The 16964-nt window shown below is 72.7% G+C and carries 17 protein-coding genes; 12 read left to right on the forward strand and 5 right to left on the reverse strand.

From position 1 onward, the window contains the following. Positions 1-28: 28 nt before the first annotated feature. The 5 genes from ACIQFZ_RS00075 to ACIQFZ_RS00095 all read left to right on the forward strand — a co-directional run bounded on the left by ACIQFZ_RS00075 (position 29) and on the right by ACIQFZ_RS00095 (position 4987). Entirely contained in the window at positions 29-1465 is a 1437-nt protein-coding gene (locus ACIQFZ_RS00075; protein ID WP_376652830.1) for an NAD(P)H-hydrate dehydratase, read from the forward strand. 126 nt (positions 1466-1591) lie between these two features. Further along, positions 1592-2800: an alanine racemase gene (gene alr, locus ACIQFZ_RS00080; protein WP_402690259.1), complete on the forward strand. Its 1209-nt coding sequence runs from the start codon at positions 1592-1594 to the stop codon at positions 2798-2800. A gap of 118 nt (positions 2801-2918) precedes the next feature. Beyond that, complete coding sequence (locus ACIQFZ_RS00085) at positions 2919-4172, forward strand: alpha/beta fold hydrolase (RefSeq protein ID WP_402690260.1); 1254 nt, start codon at positions 2919-2921, stop codon at positions 4170-4172. Further along, the gene (gene tsaE / locus ACIQFZ_RS00090; protein WP_376405492.1) at positions 4141-4659 is read left to right on the forward strand and encodes a tRNA (adenosine(37)-N6)-threonylcarbamoyltransferase complex ATPase subunit type 1 TsaE; all 519 of its coding nucleotides are present in this window, start codon (positions 4141-4143) and stop codon (positions 4657-4659) included. The genes ACIQFZ_RS00085 and tsaE overlap by 32 nt, the downstream gene beginning before the upstream one ends. Positions 4660-4789: 130 nt before the next feature. Then, complete coding sequence (locus ACIQFZ_RS00095) at positions 4790-4987, forward strand: hypothetical protein (protein WP_376652829.1); 198 nt, start codon at positions 4790-4792, stop codon at positions 4985-4987. A 78-nt stretch (positions 4988-5065) separates the two neighbouring features. On the opposite strand, the gene ACIQFZ_RS00100 is transcribed toward ACIQFZ_RS00095, so the two are convergent. Then, positions 5066-5623: a hypothetical protein gene (locus ACIQFZ_RS00100; protein WP_383058755.1), complete on the reverse strand. Its 558-nt coding sequence runs from the start codon at positions 5621-5623 to the stop codon at positions 5066-5068. A gap of 113 nt (positions 5624-5736) precedes the next feature. On the opposite strand from ACIQFZ_RS00100, the gene tsaB reads away from it, so the two are divergent. From tsaB to ACIQFZ_RS00120, 4 genes are read left to right on the forward strand one after another with little or no spacing between them, the layout of a single operon-like run. Beyond that, positions 5737-6390, forward strand: a complete 654-nt coding sequence (gene tsaB / locus ACIQFZ_RS00105) for a tRNA (adenosine(37)-N6)-threonylcarbamoyltransferase complex dimerization subunit type 1 TsaB (protein WP_402690261.1) — start codon at positions 5737-5739, stop codon at positions 6388-6390. Further along, positions 6387-6917, forward strand: coding sequence for a ribosomal protein S18-alanine N-acetyltransferase (gene rimI, locus ACIQFZ_RS00110; protein WP_365424347.1), 531 nt, complete (start codon positions 6387-6389; stop codon positions 6915-6917). Before tsaB ends, rimI begins: the two co-directional genes overlap by 4 nt. Further along, positions 6910-8016 (forward strand): tRNA (adenosine(37)-N6)-threonylcarbamoyltransferase complex transferase subunit TsaD, encoded by a 1107-nt coding sequence (tsaD, locus tag ACIQFZ_RS00115; protein ID WP_402690262.1) that lies wholly within the window; start codon positions 6910-6912, stop codon positions 8014-8016. Before rimI ends, tsaD begins: the two co-directional genes overlap by 8 nt. Next, a complete protein-coding gene (locus tag ACIQFZ_RS00120) occupies positions 8013-8279 on the forward strand; it encodes a hypothetical protein (RefSeq protein ID WP_365424344.1) in 267 nt (88 codons plus the stop codon). Before tsaD ends, ACIQFZ_RS00120 begins: the two co-directional genes overlap by 4 nt. Before the next feature lie 332 nt (positions 8280-8611). Here ACIQFZ_RS00120 and ACIQFZ_RS00125 read toward each other — a convergent pair whose 3' ends face one another. The 4 genes from ACIQFZ_RS00125 to ACIQFZ_RS00140 form a co-directional block, all read right to left on the reverse strand. Then, a complete protein-coding gene (locus ACIQFZ_RS00125; RefSeq protein ID WP_402690263.1) occupies positions 8612-10948 on the reverse strand; it encodes a glycoside hydrolase family 3 N-terminal domain-containing protein in 2337 nt (778 codons plus the stop codon). A gap of 66 nt (positions 10949-11014) precedes the next feature. Then, the gene (locus ACIQFZ_RS00130; protein ID WP_402690264.1) at positions 11015-11914 is read right to left on the reverse strand and encodes a carbohydrate ABC transporter permease; all 900 of its coding nucleotides are present in this window, start codon (positions 11912-11914) and stop codon (positions 11015-11017) included. Between the two features lie 4 nt (positions 11915-11918). Beyond that, the gene (locus ACIQFZ_RS00135; RefSeq protein ID WP_383058749.1) at positions 11919-12815 is read right to left on the reverse strand and encodes a carbohydrate ABC transporter permease; all 897 of its coding nucleotides are present in this window, start codon (positions 12813-12815) and stop codon (positions 11919-11921) included. After that, on the reverse strand, positions 12812-14122 hold the full coding sequence (locus ACIQFZ_RS00140) for an ABC transporter substrate-binding protein (RefSeq protein WP_402690265.1): 1311 nt from the start codon (positions 14120-14122) through the stop codon (positions 12812-12814). The genes ACIQFZ_RS00135 and ACIQFZ_RS00140 overlap by 4 nt, the downstream gene beginning before the upstream one ends. A gap of 154 nt (positions 14123-14276) precedes the next feature. Here ACIQFZ_RS00140 and ACIQFZ_RS00145 point away from each other — a divergent pair, with 154 nt between their 5' ends. From ACIQFZ_RS00145 to ACIQFZ_RS00155, 3 genes are all read left to right on the forward strand, one after another. Further along, a complete protein-coding gene (locus ACIQFZ_RS00145; RefSeq protein WP_365427822.1) occupies positions 14277-15305 on the forward strand; it encodes a LacI family DNA-binding transcriptional regulator in 1029 nt (342 codons plus the stop codon). Between the two features lie 94 nt (positions 15306-15399). After that, positions 15400-16485, forward strand: coding sequence for an LCP family protein (locus ACIQFZ_RS00150; RefSeq protein ID WP_402690266.1), 1086 nt, complete (start codon positions 15400-15402; stop codon positions 16483-16485). Between the two features lie 121 nt (positions 16486-16606). After that, positions 16607-16963, forward strand: a complete 357-nt coding sequence (locus ACIQFZ_RS00155) for a YciI family protein (RefSeq protein ID WP_365427828.1) — start codon at positions 16607-16609, stop codon at positions 16961-16963. Position 16964: the final 1 nt, after the last annotated feature.

Below are 16964 nucleotides of genomic sequence, written 5' to 3' on the forward strand. Positions count from 1 at the left end.
CGGACGCATCCGGGGCAGACTCGACCGCATGCGTACCGCGTACAGCGTTGAGACGGTCAGGACAGCCGAGCGCGCGCTCATGGCGAGGCTCCCCGACGGCGCCCTCATGCAGCGGGCCGCCGCCGGACTCGCCGCCGCGAGCGCGGACTTGCTCGGGCGGGTGTACGGACGCCGGGTGGTACTGCTGGTCGGCAGCGGCGACAACGGGGGCGACGCGCTGTACGCCGGGGCCCGGCTGGCCCGGCGCGGCGCCGGGGTGACCGCCGTGCTGCTCGCGCCCGACCGCACCCACCCCGGCGGCCTCGCCGCGCTGCGCCGGGCGGGCGGGAGCGTGGCCCGGGCCGACGGCGCCGAGGAGGCGATCGACCGGGCCGACCTCGTCGTCGACGGCATCGTCGGCATCGGCGGCAAGGGCGGCCTGCGCGCCGACGCCGCGCCGCTGGCCGAGCGCGCGGCACGCTCCGGGGCGGCCGTCGTCGCCGTGGACCTGCCGAGCGGGGTGGAGGCGGACTCCGGCCAGGTGCTGGGCCCCGCCGTGCGCGCCGACGTGACCGTCACCTTCGGCACGCACAAGCCGGGGCTGCTCGTCGACCCGGCCCGCGAGCACGCCGGCACGGTCCGCCTCGTCGACATCGGCCTGAGCCCCGAGCTGCCCGCCGAACCCGAACTGGAGGCGCTCCAGCACGCCGACCTGGCCGCGCTGCTGCCGCTGCCCGCCGCCGAGAGCGACAAGTACCGGCGGGGTGTCGTCGGCATCGCGGCGGGCTCGGCCCGCTACCCGGGCGCGGCCGTGCTCGCCGTGTCCGGCGCGCTGCGCGGCGGGGCGGGCGCGGTGCGGTACGTCGGCCCGGCCGGACGCGCCGTCATCGCCCGCTTCCCGGAGACGCTCGTGTCCGACCAGGGGCCGCACAAGGCAGGCCGCGTCCAGGCGTGGGTGACGGGACCGGGCGCCGGGGACGACGCGGCCACCGTCGCCGAGGTACTGGAGACCGACGTGCCCGTACTGATCGACGCGGACGGGCTGCGCCTCGCCGACCGCGACGCCGTACGCGCCCGTACCGCCCCGACCCTGATGACCCCGCACGCCGGGGAGGCCGCCGCCCTGCTCGGCGTGGCCCGCGAGCAGGTCGAGGGCGCGCGGCTGGCCTCCGTACGCGAACTCGCCGCCCGCTACCGGGCGACGGTCCTCCTCAAGGGCTCCACCACACTCGTCGCCGACCCGGACGGAGGCCCCGTCCGGGTCAACCCGACCGGCACGTCCTGGCTCGCCACCGCCGGCAGCGGTGACGTCCTGTCAGGCCTCGCCGGTTCGCTGCTGGCCGCCGGTCTCTCCGCCCGCGACGCGGGCAGCGCGGCGGCCTATCTGCACGGACTGGCCGGCCGGCTCGCCGCGCACGGCGCGCCGATCGGCGCCCACGACATCGCGGAGACCATCCCGCGGGCCTGGCGGGACGTGCGGGACTGAGCGGCGAACGGGGCGGCGGACGGGGCGCGACGGCGGACCGGAGGTCCGGCCGACGGCACATGCCGCGTCCGTCACCGACCCGCTTCTCGAATGGCCGTCCGGTGCCTCTGAGACACTGGGGGCGCGATGAACGACACAGCACACCCACGGACGGCGCCGCAGCGTGCCCGTGCCGAGATCGATCTGGCCGCCGTACGGGCCAACGTGCGGGCCCTGCGCGGGCGCGTGACCGGCGCCGCCGTCATGGCGGTGGTCAAGTCCGACGCCTACGGCCACGGCGCGGTCCCGTGCGCCCGCGCGGCCGTCGAAGCCGGTGCGACCTGGCTGGGCACCGCCACGCCGGAGGAGGCCTTCGCCCTGCGCGCGGCCGGGCTGTCGCCCGCGCAGGCGCGCATCATGTGCTGGCTGTGGACGCCGGGCGGACCCTGGCGGGAGGCCATCGAGGCCGACCTCGACATGTCCGTGAGTGACCTGTGGGCCCTGGCGGAGGTCCGCGAGGCCGCCCGGCAGGCCGGCCGTTCCGCGCGCGTGCAGCTGAAGGCCGACACCGGACTCGGCCGCAACGGCTGCCAGCCCGCCGACTGGCCCGAACTCGTCGCCGAGGCCCTGCGCGCCGAGGCCGAGGGGCTGGTCCGCGTCACCGGGCTCTGGTCCCACTTCGCCTGCGCCGACGAGCCGGGCCACCCCTCCATCGCCGCGCAGCTCGGCCTCTTCCGCGAGATGACCGCCCACGCCGAACAGCGCGGTCTGCGCCCGGAGGTGCGGCACATCGCCAACTCGCCCGCCGCGCTCACCCTCCCCGAGACCCACTTCGACCTCGTCCGCGCCGGGATCGCCGTCTACGGTGTCTCGCCCAGCGCTGAGCTCGGCACCCCCGCCGACTTCGGGCTGCGCCCCGCCATGACGCTGTCCGCCTCGCTGGCCCTGGTGAAGCACGTGCCGGGCGGCCACGGCATCAGCTACGGGCACCACTACGTCACCCCCGGCGAGACCACCCTCGGCCTGGTGCCCGTCGGCTACGCGGACGGCATCCCACGCCACGCGTCCGGCACCGGGCCGGTCCTGGTCGGCGGCAAGTGGCGTACGGTCGCGGGACGGGTCGCCATGGACCAGTTCGTGGTCGACCTGGGCGGGGACGAGCCCGAGATCGGCTCCGAGGCCGTGCTCTTCGGCCCCGGCGACCGCGGTGAGCCCACCGCCGAGGACTGGGCGCAGGCCGCCGGCACCATCGCGTACGAGATCGTCACGCGCATCGGAACGCGCGTCCCCCGCGTCTATGTGAACGAGAAGCCGGACCGGGCAGAGGGCGGGGAGCGGGCAGCACAGGACGGGTGACCCGCGTGGACACCCGGCCGGGGCACGGCACCCCGCGCGGGGCGGCGGCACCCTCCGCCCACGGGGACCGGTGCCGGCCACCGAGCGAACAGCAGTACGGCAAAAAGAGGAGCGGTACGTGAGCGAGAGCAGTGCGGGGGCCGTCGCGAAGGCCGCCACGGCGGCCGTCGCCTCTGCCGCGGAGGCGGCCGGCGGCTGGCGGCGGGCGACCGGCATCGCCGGCGCCGCGATAGGCGTGGTGGCGGCGGGTGCCGCCGCCGGGGTCGCCATCGAGCGGATGACCGTCGGCCGCGGCATACGCCGCAAGGCCCGGCTCGCCCTGGACTCGGTGGGCCCCTACGGAGCCCTGCGCGGCACCCCGGGCAAGGCACTGGCCGACGACGGCACCGAACTCTACTACGAGGTCGACGACATCGACCCCGACGTCACCGCGAACCTCGGCCCGCGCCGCCGGCGGCTCTTCGGCCGCAAGGCCCCCGCCCCCGTCACCGTCGTCTTCAGCCACGGCTACTGCCTCAGCCAGGACTCCTGGCACTTCCAGCGCGCCGCCCTGCGCGGTGTCGTCCGCACCGTGCACTGGGACCAGCGCAGCCACGGCCGGTCCGAGCGGGGCCTGGCCCAGACCCGCGACGGCGTGGAACTGACCATCGACCAGCTCGGCCGCGATCTGAAGGCCGTCATCGACGCCGCCGCGGCCGAGGGACCGATCGTGCTGGTCGGGCACTCCATGGGCGGCATGACGATGATGGCGCTGGCCGACCAGTACCCCGAGCTGATCCGCGAGCGGGTCGTCGCCACCGCCTTCGTCGGCACCTCCTCCGGGCGGCTCGGCGAGGTCAACTTCGGACTGCCGGTGGCCGGCGTCAACGCGGTGCGCCGGGTGCTCCCCGGCGTGCTCAAGGCGCTCGGGCAGCGCGCCGAGCTGGTGGAGAAGGGGCGGCGGGCCACGGCGGACCTGTTCGCCGGCATCATCAAGCGGTACTCGTTCGCCGGCCGGGACATCGACCCGGCGGTCGCCCGGTTCGCCGAGCGCATGATCGAGAGCACGCCGATCGACGTGGTCGCCGAGTTCTACCCGGCCTTCACCGACCACGACAAGACCGAGGCGCTCGCCCTCTTCGCGGACATGCCGGTGCTGGTCCTCGCCGGAGTGCAGGACCTCGTCACGCCCAGCGAGCACAGCGAGGCCATCGCCGACCTGCTCCCCGAGGCGGAGCTGGTGCTGGTCCCGGACGCCGGGCACCTGGTGATCCTGGAGCATCCGGAGGTCGTCACGGACCGCCTCGCCGACCTGCTCGCCCGCGCGGGCGCGGTCCCGGCAGGCACTACCGTTGACGGTTATGGAAGCACCAGCAGCACGGCACACCCCTGACCCCGGGTCCGTCGAGATCACCGTCAACGCCCCCGAGCAGATGCGCGAGCTGGGCCGCCGTCTGGCCAAGCTGCTGCGCGCGGGCGACCTCGTGATGCTCAGCGGGGAGCTCGGCGCGGGCAAGACCACGCTGACCCGCGGTCTCGGCGAGGGGCTCGACGTGCGCGGCGCCGTCACCTCCCCGACCTTCGTGATCGCCCGGGTGCACCCGTCCCTGGGCGACGGCCCGCCGCTCGTCCACGTCGACGCCTACCGCCTGTCCGGCGGGCTCGACGAGATGGAGGACCTCGACCTCGACGTGTCGCTGCCGGACTCGGTGGTCGTCGTGGAGTGGGGCGAGGGCAAGGTCGAGGAACTGACCGACGAGCGGCTCCAGGTCGTGATCCACCGGGCCGTCGGAGACACCACGGACGAGGTGCGGCACGTGACGGTGTCCGGGATCGGGGACCGCTGGGCCACCGCCGGCCTGGGCGTTCTGACCGCCTGAGGGCCGCCCGGACTTTCCGACAGGACGTCGGCAAGTCCTTGCGCCGGGTGCTCCGGGCATGGTCACATGGTGTTCAGCCCGTGGTTAGGCGTGCCTAACCACGTCCGCCCCCGGCCCCCAGGAGGCGTCCATGTCGGCCATGGAGAGCAACGAGCAGCAGCAGCGGCGGCACCAGTCGAAACCGAAGCCGCGGCCGTACGCGGTGGGCGGTGTGTCCATGCGCGATCTGCTGGCCTCCTGCGCCGCCGCCGACGCGGTCTCCCGGCCGCCGCGCGCCCCGGAGCCGGCGGACCCCCGCACGGTGGAGGAAAGCCGTGAAGCGGCGTAGCCCTATCGGATGACTTTCGGCCGACGCGCCCCGGTGAGGGCATGACCTCGCGAGGGAACGGTCCGGTGGGCGGTGGCTCTAGCGGATGACGACGACCTTCTGGCCGATCGTCGCGAACATCCACATCGCCTCGCCGTCCGCCCGGGACGCACGGATGCCGCCGGTCTTGATCGCCGGGTCGGGCGTCGGCCAGGAGCCGTCCAACGCCGCGCTGAAACCGATGACCACCCCGTCCGTGCTGGTGAACCGCACGACGTGCTCGACGGGGACACCGTCGGTCCCGGTGATCGCCTTCGAACGGGACACGACGGCGTAGGTCCCCGGCGCCGGGTCGACGTTGCCGGGGCCGACCCGGAAGGTGTTCTGGACCGACCCGTTCGGGCCGACCAGCCACACCCGGTCGTCGTCCAGCGAGTACACGACCCGCTCGCCGGTCCCGGAGCCGCCGGGCAGGGCGGTCGGGCGCCGTTTGTCCCGGGGTGCCTTGGCGACGCTCGCCGCGGGCGTCGCCGTCGGGCCGGGCCGGCCGCTCAGGCTCCGCGGAACGGTCGCCTGCGCCTGGTAGGCGAGGAAGCCGACCGCGAGGACGGCCGCGGCGATGAGCCCGGCCACGATCCCCGAACTGCTCCGTGCCACGGTCGTCCACCTCCGCCTCGGTCGTCACGCGCTGCCTCGCGGCGACCGTAGCAGCCGGAATCCGCCCGACCGGGGCGGCCGTGCCGGAGGCGCGGGAGCCGTAGGCTGTTTGCGTGCTCTTGCTCGCTCTGGATACCGCCACCCCCGCCGTCACCGTCGCCCTGCACGACGGAACGGCCGTCATCGCCTCCTCCAGCCAGGTGGACGCGCGCCGGCACGGAGAGCTCCTGCTGCCGGCCGTCGACCGGGTGCTCGCCGAGGCCGGGCTCAAGCTGGACGCCGTCACGGGCGTCGTCGTCGGCGTCGGGCCCGGCCCGTACACCGGCCTGCGCGTCGGCCTGATGACCGCCGACACCCTCGGGCTCGCCCTCGGTGTGCCCGTGTACGGGGTGTGCACGCTCGACGGCCTCGCCTACGCGGCCGACCTCCCAGGCCCCTTCGTCGTGGCGACCGACGCCCGCCGCAAGGAGGTCTACTGGGCCCGGTACGCCGACTCGCGCACCCGGGTCACCGACCCGGCCGTGGGCCGGCCGGCCGATATCGCCGACCAGGTCAGGGGCCTGCCCGCGGTCGGCGCGGGCGCGCTGCTGTACCCCGAGACCTTCCCGCAGGCGCACGAGCCCGAGCACGTGTCGGCCGCCGCCCTCGCCTCGCTGGCCGCCGAGAGGCTGGCCGCCGGTGAGGAGCTGCCCGCGCCCCGGCCGCTGTACCTGCGCCGGCCGGACGCCCAGGTGCCCAAGAACTACAAGGTGGTCACCCCGAAGTGACGGGACAGACGACGACCGGGTCCGCCCGGTGCGTACTGCGCGAGATGCGCTGGTGGGACATCGACCCGGTGCTGGAACTGGAGAAGGACCTGTTCCCGGAGGACGCCTGGTCCCGGGGCATGTTCTGGTCCGAGCTGGCGCACTCGAGGGGGCCGGAGGCGACCCGGCGCTACGTGGTGGCCGAGGACGGCGGCCGGATCGTCGGGTACGCCGGGCTGGTCGCCTCCGGCGGGCAGGGCGACGTGCAGACCATCGCCGTCGCCCGCGACCACTGGGGCACCGGGCTCGGCGCCCGGCTGCTGACCGAGCTGCTGCGGGCCGCGAGCGCCTTCGAGTGCGCCGAGGTGATGCTCGAGTGCCGCGTGGACAACGTCCGCGCGCAGAAGCTCTACGAGCGTTTCGGCTTCGAGCCCATCGGCTTCCGGCGCGGCTACTACCAGCCGGGGAACGTGGACGCCGTGGTGATGCGCCTGTCCGACCCGGCAACCTCCGTCAACGGTGTACAAGGAACCGAGATCCATGACTGACTTGAGGGACGAGCCGCTCGTCCTCGGCATCGAGACCTCCTGCGACGAAACCGGCGTCGGCATCGTCCGCGGCACCACCCTGCTGGCCGACGCGGTCGCCTCCAGCGTCGACGAGCACGCGCGGTTCGGCGGGGTCGTCCCGGAGGTGGCCTCCCGGGCCCACCTGGAGGCGATGGTGCCGACCATCGAGCGCGCGCTCAAGGAGGCGGGGGTCAGCGCGAGGGACCTGGACGGCATCGCGGTCACCGCGGGACCCGGCCTGGCCGGCGCCCTGCTCGTCGGCGTCTCGGCGGCCAAGGCGTACGCCTACGCCCTGGGCAAGCCGCTGTACGGCGTCAACCACCTCGCCTCGCACATCTGCGTGGACCAGTTGGAGCACGGCCCGCTGCCGGAGCCCACGATGGCGCTGTTGGTGTCCGGCGGGCACTCCTCGCTCCTGCTGTCCACGGACATCACCGCGGACGTACGGCCCATGGGCGCGACGATCGACGACGCGGCGGGCGAGGCCTTCGACAAGATCGCGCGCGTACTGGACCTGGGCTTCCCGGGCGGGCCGGTCATCGACCGGTACGCGAGGGAGGGCGACCCGGCGGCGATCGCCTTCCCGCGCGGGCTGACGGGTCCACGCGACCCCGTCTACGACTTCTCCTTCTCCGGCCTCAAGACGGCCGTGGCCCGCTGGATCGAGGCCAAGCGGGCGGCCGGGGAGGACGTGCCGGTGCGTGACGTGGCCGCGTCCTTCCAGGAGGCGGTGGTGGACGTGCTGACCCGCAAGGCCGTACGGGCCTGCAAGGACGCGGGCGTCGACCACCTGATGATCGGCGGCGGCGTGGCCGCGAACTCGCGGTTGCGGGTCCTGGCGCAGGAGCGGTGCGAGGCGGCCGGGATCCGGCTGCGCGTGCCCCGGCCCAAGCTGTGCACGGACAACGGCGCGATGGTGGCGGCCCTCGGCGCCGAGATGGTCTCGCGCGGTCGCGCGGCCTCCAGTTGGGACCTGTCGGCGGACTCGTCCCTGCCGGTGACGGATCCGCATGTGCCGGGCACCGGACACACTCACGACCATGTGCACGAGGTGAGCAAGGAGAACCTGTACCCGTGACGGTGGCGCTGATGTGGGAGGCCCGTGCGGTTGCGGGCCGGGGGGAGGAACTGCTCGCCTGGGCGCGGCGGCAGGAGCTCGCCGGGCGCCCCCTGCGCCGGGAGACCTTCCGCGCCCCGCAGGACCGGGTGCTGGTCATCACCTGGTGGGACGCGGAGTTCACCGCCGAGCTGCCGGAACTTCCCGAACCGGAGGGTGAGTTGGTCACGCGGGCCGTGCATCGGTGGCGGTTCGAGTCGGTCGGTGGGGGCCAGGACGGCTGATTGGCCCGCGGCCCTCCCGGTGGGCTATGATCATTACACGCAAGCGGCCAACAAAGGTCCGCGAGCAGTGCGTTGGTGGTCCAAGGAAAGACGTCCCGCTTCCTGCGGGGAGATGCAGGTGCAAGGCCTGCCCGGCGCTCGACGGAACCCCGTCCCCGGTTCATCCGGGGGCGGGGTTTTTTGTTGCCGTTTCGGCTGCCCCCTGCACCCCCGCTTTCCCACCCTCGCACTCGTCTCGGTGAGTTGAGTGGTTTGAGCCCGTCCGGCGATTGAGGACGAGGCCGTTCAGGCCGAAGCGGGGGTCTGGGGGCGGCAGCCCCCAGGGGGGCGGGTCAAGCCGTCGGTGCGGTTTCCGTTTCGCAGTGCAGGCGGCGCTCCGCGCCAACCTCCCGCACCGGACCCGTCAGGGTCAGGTGCGCTGCGTGGCGGACGTCCGACGCCGACGTGGCCAGCCGCAGTTCCAGGGCGCCCGGCTCCACCACCAGCCGGCCCGTGCGGTCGGTGAACGCCGACAGGTCCGCGTGGAAGCGGAAGGTCACCCGGCGGGACTCGCCGGGGTCCAGCTCCAGCCGCCGGTAGCCGATCAGGCGGACGTCCGGGCGGGTCACCGACGCCACCGGATCGTGCAGGTACAGCTGCACGACCTCCGCACCGGCCCGGTCACCGGTGTTGCGCACGGTCAGCGAGACGTCGTACGAGCCGTCCGTGCCGATCTCCGTGCCGATCTCCGCGCCGGTCGCCGCGCCGCCGGCGCCCTGCAAGTCCGACCACTCGAACGTCGTGTAGGACACCCCGTGCCCGAACGGGTACAGCGGCGTCGGGTCCAGGCTGCTCACCTCGCCCGCCAGGCCCAGCGGCGGCTGGAGGTACGTCCACGGCTGGCCGCCGGGCCCGCGCGGCACGCTCACCGGCAGCCGGCCCGAGGGGTTCACGCGGCCCGACAGGACGCCCGCGACCGCCGGGCCGCCCTCCTCGCCCGGGAAGAACGCCTGCACGGCCGCGCCCAGCAGGCCGTCCCAGCGGCCGAGCGCGTAGGGGCGGCCGGTGAGCAGGACGAGGACGACGGGGACGCCCGTCTCCACCAGCGCGTCCAGCAGCGCGCCCTGCACGCCGGGCAGCGCGAGGTCCGCCACGTCGCAGCCCTCGCCCGACGTGCCCCGGCCGAACAGGCCCGAGCGGTCACCGAGGACGGCCACGCACACGTCCGCCTCCCGCGCCCGGGCGACCGCCTCCTCGAAGCCGGAGGCGTCCGGCTCGGAGACGCCGCAGCCCTCCGTGAACGTCACCTTCGCGTCCGGCAGTTCGCCGCGCAGGGCGTCCAGCAGGGTGGGGATCTCGATGCCCATGGGCACCTCGGGGTGCTGGGTGCCCACATGGGAGGGGAAGGAGTAGCAGCCCAGCATCGCCAGGGCGTCCGCCGCCCGGGGGCCGACGACCGCGATCCGGGTGTCGGGGGAGAGGGGCAGCACCCCGTCCGGGTTGGCCAGCAGCACCACCGACTCCTCGGCCACCCGGCGGGCCACGGCCCGGTTCTCCGCCGAGTCCAGGTCGATGGACTCGGCCGGGGCGTCCGCGGCCCAGTCCTCGTCCAGCAGGCCCAGTTCGCACTTCTGGAGCAGGACGCGGCGGGCCGCGCGGTCCACCAGCGACTCCGGAACCGTGCCGTCCTGGACCGCCGCCACCAGTTCCTTGCCGTAGCACTTCAGCGTCGGCAGCTCGACGTCGATCCCGGCGGCCAGGGCCAGGTGCGCCGACTCGGCGGGGGTGCCGGCGACCCGGTGCAGGGTCCGCAGGAAGTCGACGGCGAAGTAGTCGGCGACCACCGTGCCGGAGAAACCCCACTGCTCGCGCAGGAGTTCGGTGAGCAGCCGCGGGTCCGCGGAGGCCGGGACGCCGTCCGTCTCCGTGTACGCGGCCATCACCGAGCGCGCGCCACCCTCGCGCAGCGCCATCTCGAAGGGCGGGAGCGTGACGTCGGCGAACTCCCGGGTGCCGGCCCGTACCGGGGCCAGGTTGCGGGCGCCCGCCGAGGAGGCGTACCCGGCGAAGTGCTTCAGCGTGGACACGATCCCCGCCGACTCCAGGCCCCGCACGTACGCGCTGCCGATCGTGCCGACCAGGTACGGGTCCTCGCCGGCGGTCTCCTCGACCCGGCCCCAGCGGGGATCGCGGACCACGTCCAGGACGGGCGCGAGCCCCTGGTGCACGCCCACCGCGCGCATGTCCCGCCCGATGCGGCCGGCCATCTCCTCCACCAGCGCCGGGTCGAACGTGGCGCCCCACGCCAGCGGGACCGGGTAGGCGGTCGCGCCCCAGGCGGTGAAGCCCGCCAGGCACTCCTCGTGCGCGACCGCGGGGATGCCGAAGCGGCCGGCCTCGGCGATCCGGCGCTGGGCGCGGGCCAGTGCCTGCGCGCCCAGCGCGGGGTCCACGGGGGCGGTGCCGAAGGAGCGGGTGAGCTGACCGAGTCCGAGGGTGATCAGCTCGTCCCAGTCGTAGTCCGCGTTCATCTGCTGCTGGTGCGGAGCGACGCCGTCGCCGTCCGTCGCGGCACCCACCCACACGCCGTACAGCTGGGCGACCTTCTCCTCGAGGGTCATCCGGGAGAGCAGGTCGTCGACGCGGGCGGCGGCGGGCAGGGCGGGGTCGCGCCAGGGGGCGGTGGTCATGAAACTCCTGTCGGGTCTGTCAATGAGGGGGGATTCGGCTGCCGCGGGTCGGTCCCGGTCACTCGGTCACTTGCCGCCCACGCCGATCAGACCGCCCACGAGGGCGCGCCGGGCCACCAGGTAGACGGCGAAGATCGGGATGCCGGAGAGGACGACGGAGGCGAGCAGTGCGGGGATGTTCACGCCGAACTCGCTGACGTAGTTGAACAGGCCGAGGGTCAGCACGCGCGGGCCGTCGGACTGGGTGAAGATCAGCGGGAAGAGGAAACCGTTCCAGGCCTGGAGGGCGGAGTAGACGACGACGGTGCCGATGCCGCCCTTGGCCATCGGGATGACCAGCTGGAACAGCATGCGCGTGGGGGAGGCGCCGTCCAGCGCCATCGCCTCGTACAGCTCCTCGGAGATGTCCCGCAGGGTGCCGGTGAGGATGAGCGTCGAGACCGGCATCGCGAACGCCGCCGTCGGCAGGATGACCGCGAGCAGGCTGTCGTAGAGGTTCAGCTTGGCGATCATCAGGTAGAGCGGGACGACGACCGCCTGGGCCGGGATCGCGACCCCGAGCAGGAACATGCGGAAGGCCGCGCCCGACCAGAAGCTGCGGGTGCGGACGGCGACGTAGGCGAGCGGGACGCACAGGACGAGGACGATGGCCACCACCGCCGCCGCGACGGTCATCGTGTTGGCGAGGAGGTGGCCGAAGCCGCTGTGCAGGACGGTGTTGTAGTTCTCCAGGGTCGGGTGCTCGGGCGGGTCGAGGGCGTTGCCCAGCGCCTCGTCCTGCCGGGTCAGCGAGGTCGAGATCATCGCGTAGATCGGGATGATCACGACGATCAGCCAGACGACCGAGCCGAGGCCGGCCAGCGGGTTCGGGCGCCTGGTCCAGTGGCGGCGGCGGTGCGTGGGAGCCGCGGTCACCGGCGTCCCGGGGGTGCGCAGCGGACGGCGCGGCAGCGTATCGTGCGACACCTCGTCACATTCCTTCCCTGGTGCTGCGCATGGCACCGAAGCCGGTCAGCCGGACCAGCAGCAGCGACAGCGCGGTGGCGGCCACGACGAGGAAGGACGCGATGGCGCTCGCGTAGCCGAAGTCGTAGCTCTTGAAGCCCGCCTCGTACATCAGGTACGGCAGGATCGCGGTGTCCGTGCCGGGGCCGCCCTGGGTCAGGATCAGGACGGTCTCGAAGTACGTGAGCGAGCCGACGATCATCAGCACGCTGGACGTGGTCGCCGTGTTGCGCAGCTGGGGCAGGGTGATCGAGAAGAACTGGCGGTAGCGGCCGGCTCCGTCGATGGCCGCGGCCTGGTAGAGGACCTCGGGGATCTGCCGCGCCCCGCCCTGGTAGATCAGGGTGTGGAAGGGGATGAACTGCCAGCCGCCGACGAAGACGATCGCCAGGAAGGCGCCGGACGTCGAGCCGAACGTGTCCCCGCGGATGATGCCGAAGTTCGGGTCGAGCAGGGAGTAGAAGAGCAGCGCGATCGCCGTCGAGGACAGCAGGAACGGCGTGAAGAAGATCGCGGACAGCACCGCCCGGTTGCGCTGGCGGCCCGCCGCCCAGACGCCCAGCAGCAGTGAGACCACCGTCTGGAAGGTCCAGCTGACCACGGTGAGCAGCACGGTCACCGTGATGGACTGGGTCAGGCGCGGATCGTTGAACAGTTTCTGCCAGTTGGCCAGGCCCGCCGGTTCGGGGTCGCCCAGGCCGTTCCACTTGGTGAAGGACAGGTAGAAGGCGAGGACCATCGGGGCGATGGCGAAGAAGGCGAAGAACAGAACGCCGGGCAGGGCCCAGGCGGCGTGCGGGCGACCGGCCCGCACGCCCTTCCCGGGCCTGCCCTTCGTTCCGGTGGAGACCGTCGAACTCACTTCAGCCCCTGGAGCGCGGTGACGAACTGGCTCGGGCTCGACTTGCCCACGAACAGCTTGTTGATCTCGGTGAGCATCGGCGTGGAGACGTTCGGGTCGACCGCCTGGTCCCAGCTCAGGGTGAAGGCCGGGGCCTGCTGCACCATCTGGTACTGGAACTTGGCGAACGCGGGGTTGGGGGAGGCGTCCAGCAGGTTGGCCGCGTTGGACGTGGTCGGGATGTCGCCGTTGGCGATCAGGTCCTTGGCGTACTGCTCGGAGGCGCAGTCCTTCAGGAAGGCGATCGCCGCGTCCTTGTTGGACGTACGAGCGTTCACCGACCAGTAGTTGGTCGGGTTGCCGACCACGTTGCGGATGTCGCCGGCGCCGCCGTCGTACTTCGGGAACGCGCACCAGCCCAGGCTCGTCTTGGCGAAGTCCGGGAACTCGCCGAGCTGCGTGGAGTACTCCCACGAGCCCATCAGGTGCATGGCCGCCTTGCCCTTGGCGAAGACCGCCGGCGCGCCCTTGTTGGTGTACGCCACCGAGCTGAAGCCCTTGCCGAAGGCGCCGTCGTCTATGAGCTGCTTGACCGTCTCGGCGGCCTTGAGGACGGCCGGGTCGCCCCAGCCGGAGGAGTCGCCGTTCTTGATCTTGTCGAAGACCTCGGGGCCGCCGATGCGGTCGACCAGGTACTCCAGCCACATCAGTTCCGGCCAGATGTCGGCGCCGCCGAGCGCGAACGGGGTGATCTTCGCCTTCTTCAGCTTGGCGTTGATGTCGAGCAGCTGGTCCCAGGTGGTGGGCGGCTGGAGCTTGTGCTCGGCGAAGATGGCCTTGTTGTAGAAGAGCATCACCGGCTGCATGCCGCGCATCGGGATACCGAAGTTGCGTCCGCTGAGCGCGCCGGCCGCGAGCACGGAGGGCAGGAAGCCGTCCTTGAGGACCGGGTCGGACTCGATGGTGTCGGTCAGGTCGATCAGCTGGCCCGCGTCCTTGTAGGCCTTGATGGAGCCGCCACCCCAGTTGAAGAACACGTCCGGGGCGTGGGGCGAGCCCATCGCGGTGCGCAGCTTGGCCGGGTAGTCCGAGCCGGGCACCTTCTCCAGCTTGATCTTGCCCTTCGCCTTCTTGGCCGCGGCGGAGGCGTTGAACCGGGTGACGGCCGCGGTCTGCACCTTCACCGCGTCGTCGCCGTACACCATCGCCGTGATCGTGCCGCCCGAGCCGCCGGAGCCGCTGCCGGAACCACAGGCGGTAAGTCCGGCGGCCGAGATGAGGGTGGTGGCGCCGGCGCCGAGAAACCAGCGCCTGCTGTAGGACTCCATGTGACGGCACCTCTCACGAATGTCGTGTTCCGAATGTTCGTCTGGCCGAACTGTTCGAATGGCCGAATGTTTCGTATGGCACTTCGAATGTTCCGGGAACCTAAGGCGGTCGAGGGGGTTCGTCAAGAGGTCTCGCAGAGATACGATCGCGGCTATGAAGCCGACGAAGACCGCAGGAACGCAGACCGCCACGCTCGCCGAGATCGCCCGCGAGGCCGGTGTGTCGGCTCCGACTGTTTCGAAGGTTCTCAACGGTCGTGCCGACGTCGCCCCGACCACCCGCTCCCGGGTCGAGGAGCTGCTGCGGGCGCACGGCTACCGGCGCCGGCGGGCCGAGGCGACCCGCTCGCCGCTGATCGACGTGGTCTTCCACGAGCTGGAGAGCGCCTGGGCGATGGAGGTCATCCGGGGCGTGGAGAACGTGGCGCGGGACGCGGGGCTGAGCGTCGTGCTCTCCGAGAGCGCGGGCCGGCTCACTCCCGGGCGGACCTGGGCCGACCAGGTCGCCGCCCGCCGGCCGCACGGCGTGGTCCTGGTGCTGTCCGGGCTCGACGAGTCCCAGCGGGCGCTGCTGACCAGTCGTTCCATCCCGTTCGTGGTGATGGACCCGGCCGGCGACCCGGGCGCCGACGTGCCCTCGATCGGCGCCACCAACTGGCAGGGCGGGCTGGCCGCCACCCGGCACCTGGTGGAGCTCGGGCACACCCGTATCGGCGCGATCAGCGGGCCGTCCCGGATGATGTGCAGCCGCGCCCGGGTCGACGGCTACCGGGCCGCACTGGAGACGGCCGGGCTGCCGGTGGACCCGTCGCTGATCATGACCGGCGACTTCCACCACGAGGCCGGCTACCGGCTGGGGCTGAAGCTGCTGCGCCGCGAGGACCGGCCGACCGCCGTCTTCGCGGGCAACGACCTCCAGGCGCTCGGCGTGTACGAGGCGGCGCGCGAACTGGGCCTGCGCATCCCGGAGGACCTGAGCGTGGTCGGCTTCGACGACCTGCCGGTGGCGCGCTGGGTCGGGCCGCCGCTGACGACCGTGCGTCAGCCGCTGACGGAGATGGCCGAGGCGGCGGCGAAACTGGTGCTGGACCTCGGGCGCGAGGAGGACTCGCCGGTGGCGACCCGGGTGGAGCTGGCGACGAGTCTGGTGGTGCGCAGCAGTACGGCGGCGCCCGCGAAGTGAAGCTCAAGTGCCGAAAGTTTCGGGGAGGATGAGATTTTCCGAAGAAATCGGTTGTGGGCGCCTCCCCCTGTGGGGCTCCTCATGAGTCGGACGTATGTTCCTCCCCGTGAGGGGACACAACAGGGGACATGACAGGGGACAGGACGACAGCGACAGCGGGGAGGCGGGCGGAGGGGCCGGCCGGCGGTCACGGGCCCTGAAGGCCGTGGGCCTCGGCCTGTCGGGCGTCCTGGTGCTGGGCGCCGCGGCGGCGGGCTTCGCGTACTGGCACCTGAACCAGAACATCAAGAGCGTCGACATCAACAGCGCGCTCGGGGACGACCGCCCGCCCGGGGCGCGCACGGGACCGTCGGCCGACACGGCCGCCCTGCCCAGAGGGGCCCTCAATATCCTGGTCCTCGGCTCGGACTCGCGCAGCGGCGAGCAGAACGAGGAACTCGGCGGCGGCGACAGCGAGGGCGCCCGCTCCGACACCGCGATGATCGTGCACATCGACGCCGGCCGGACCTCGGCCACCGTGGTGAGCATCCCGCGCGACACGCTGGTGACCCGCCCGTCCTGCCCGCTGAAGTCCGGCGGTTCCACGGCGGTGGCGAACTACACCATGTTCAACAGCGCGTACTCGGTGGGCGGACCGGTGTGCGCGGTCAAGACGGTCGAGACGCTCACCGGCATCCGCATGGACCACTACGTCGAGATCGACTTCTCCGGCTTCGCGAAACTGGTGGACGCGATGGGCGGGGTCACCGTCACCACCGAGCTGGACATCGACGACGACAAGAGCCATCTGCACCTGAAGGCCGGCACCCACCATCTGAACGGCACCGAGGCCCTGGCCCTGGCCCGTACCCGGTACGGCGTGGGCGACGGCAGCGACCTGGGCCGCATAGGCCTCCAGCAGACCCTGGTCAAGGCGCTGCTGGAGGAGATCTCCGACTCCGGCCTGCTGGACGACCCCGCCGGGCTCTACCGGGTCGCCGACGCGGTGACCGGCAGCCTGACCACCGACACCGGCCTCGACTCGCTGGGCGAACTGGCGACCCTCGGCGAGAGCCTGAAGGGCCTGTCGGCGCAGAACGTGAAGACGGTGACCATGCCGGTGGTGACGGCCCCGTGGAACCCCAACCGGGTGGTGGCGCAGGAACCGGACGCGGGCGAACTGTGGACATCGCTGCGGTGAGCGCCCGCCGTAGAAAAAAATCTTCGAGGAATTCCGGGGAGCGTGTCGATTCCGCGGTGTTCCGTTCGACGCACGGGTGAGAGGCGGGGAAAGGACCCCGCCCCGAACCGAGGAGTCACCGATGCCGCGTTATCTGTCGCTCGTGAAGATCGACGAGAGCACCATGCCCGCCGAGGGCCCCAGCCCCGAGCTGATGCGGCGCATGGGTGAGCTGATCGAGGAGGTCACCAAGGCGGGCGTGATGCTCGACACCGCCGGGCTGACCCCGTCCGCGCAGGGCACCCGGGTGCACTGGGAGAGCGGGAGGATCTCCGTCACCGACGGCCCCTTCACGGAGTCGAAGGAGGTCATCGGCGGCTACGCGATCATGCAGTGCAAGGACATGGCCGAGGCGATCGAGTGGTCCAAGCGCTTCCTCAAGGTCCACGAGGAGTTCTGGACGGTGACCTGTGAGGTGCGCGAGATCGCCGAGGGCTGAG

It is taken from the genome of Streptomyces sp. NPDC093064 (genome assembly GCF_044754605.1).
Classification (GTDB): domain Bacteria; phylum Actinomycetota; class Actinomycetes; order Streptomycetales; family Streptomycetaceae; genus Streptomyces.

Bases quoted from the DNA above. Each gene is read 5' to 3' on its own strand.
- ACIQFZ_RS00075 (WP_376652830.1), top strand. From the start codon at position 29: ATGCGTACCGCGTACAGCGTTGAGACGGTCAGGACAGCCGAGCGCGCG.
- alr (WP_402690259.1), top strand. From the start codon at position 1,592: ATGAACGACACAGCACACCCACGGACGGCGCCGCAGCGTGCCCGTGCC.
- tsaE (WP_376405492.1), top strand. From the start codon at position 4,141: ATGGAAGCACCAGCAGCACGGCACACCCCTGACCCCGGGTCCGTCGAG.
- ACIQFZ_RS00095 (WP_376652829.1), top strand. From the start codon at position 4,790: ATGTCGGCCATGGAGAGCAACGAGCAGCAGCAGCGGCGGCACCAGTCG.
- tsaD (WP_402690262.1), top strand. From the start codon at position 6,910: ATGACTGACTTGAGGGACGAGCCGCTCGTCCTCGGCATCGAGACCTCC.
- ACIQFZ_RS00125 (WP_402690263.1), bottom strand. From the start codon at position 10,948: ATGACCACCGCCCCCTGGCGCGACCCCGCCCTGCCCGCCGCCGCCCGC.
- ACIQFZ_RS00140 (WP_402690265.1), bottom strand. From the start codon at position 14,122: ATGGAGTCCTACAGCAGGCGCTGGTTTCTCGGCGCCGGCGCCACCACC.
- ACIQFZ_RS00145 (WP_365427822.1), top strand. From the start codon at position 14,277: ATGAAGCCGACGAAGACCGCAGGAACGCAGACCGCCACGCTCGCCGAG.
- ACIQFZ_RS00150 (WP_402690266.1), top strand. From the start codon at position 15,400: ATGTTCCTCCCCGTGAGGGGACACAACAGGGGACATGACAGGGGACAG.
- ACIQFZ_RS00155 (WP_365427828.1), top strand. From the start codon at position 16,607: ATGCCGCGTTATCTGTCGCTCGTGAAGATCGACGAGAGCACCATGCCC.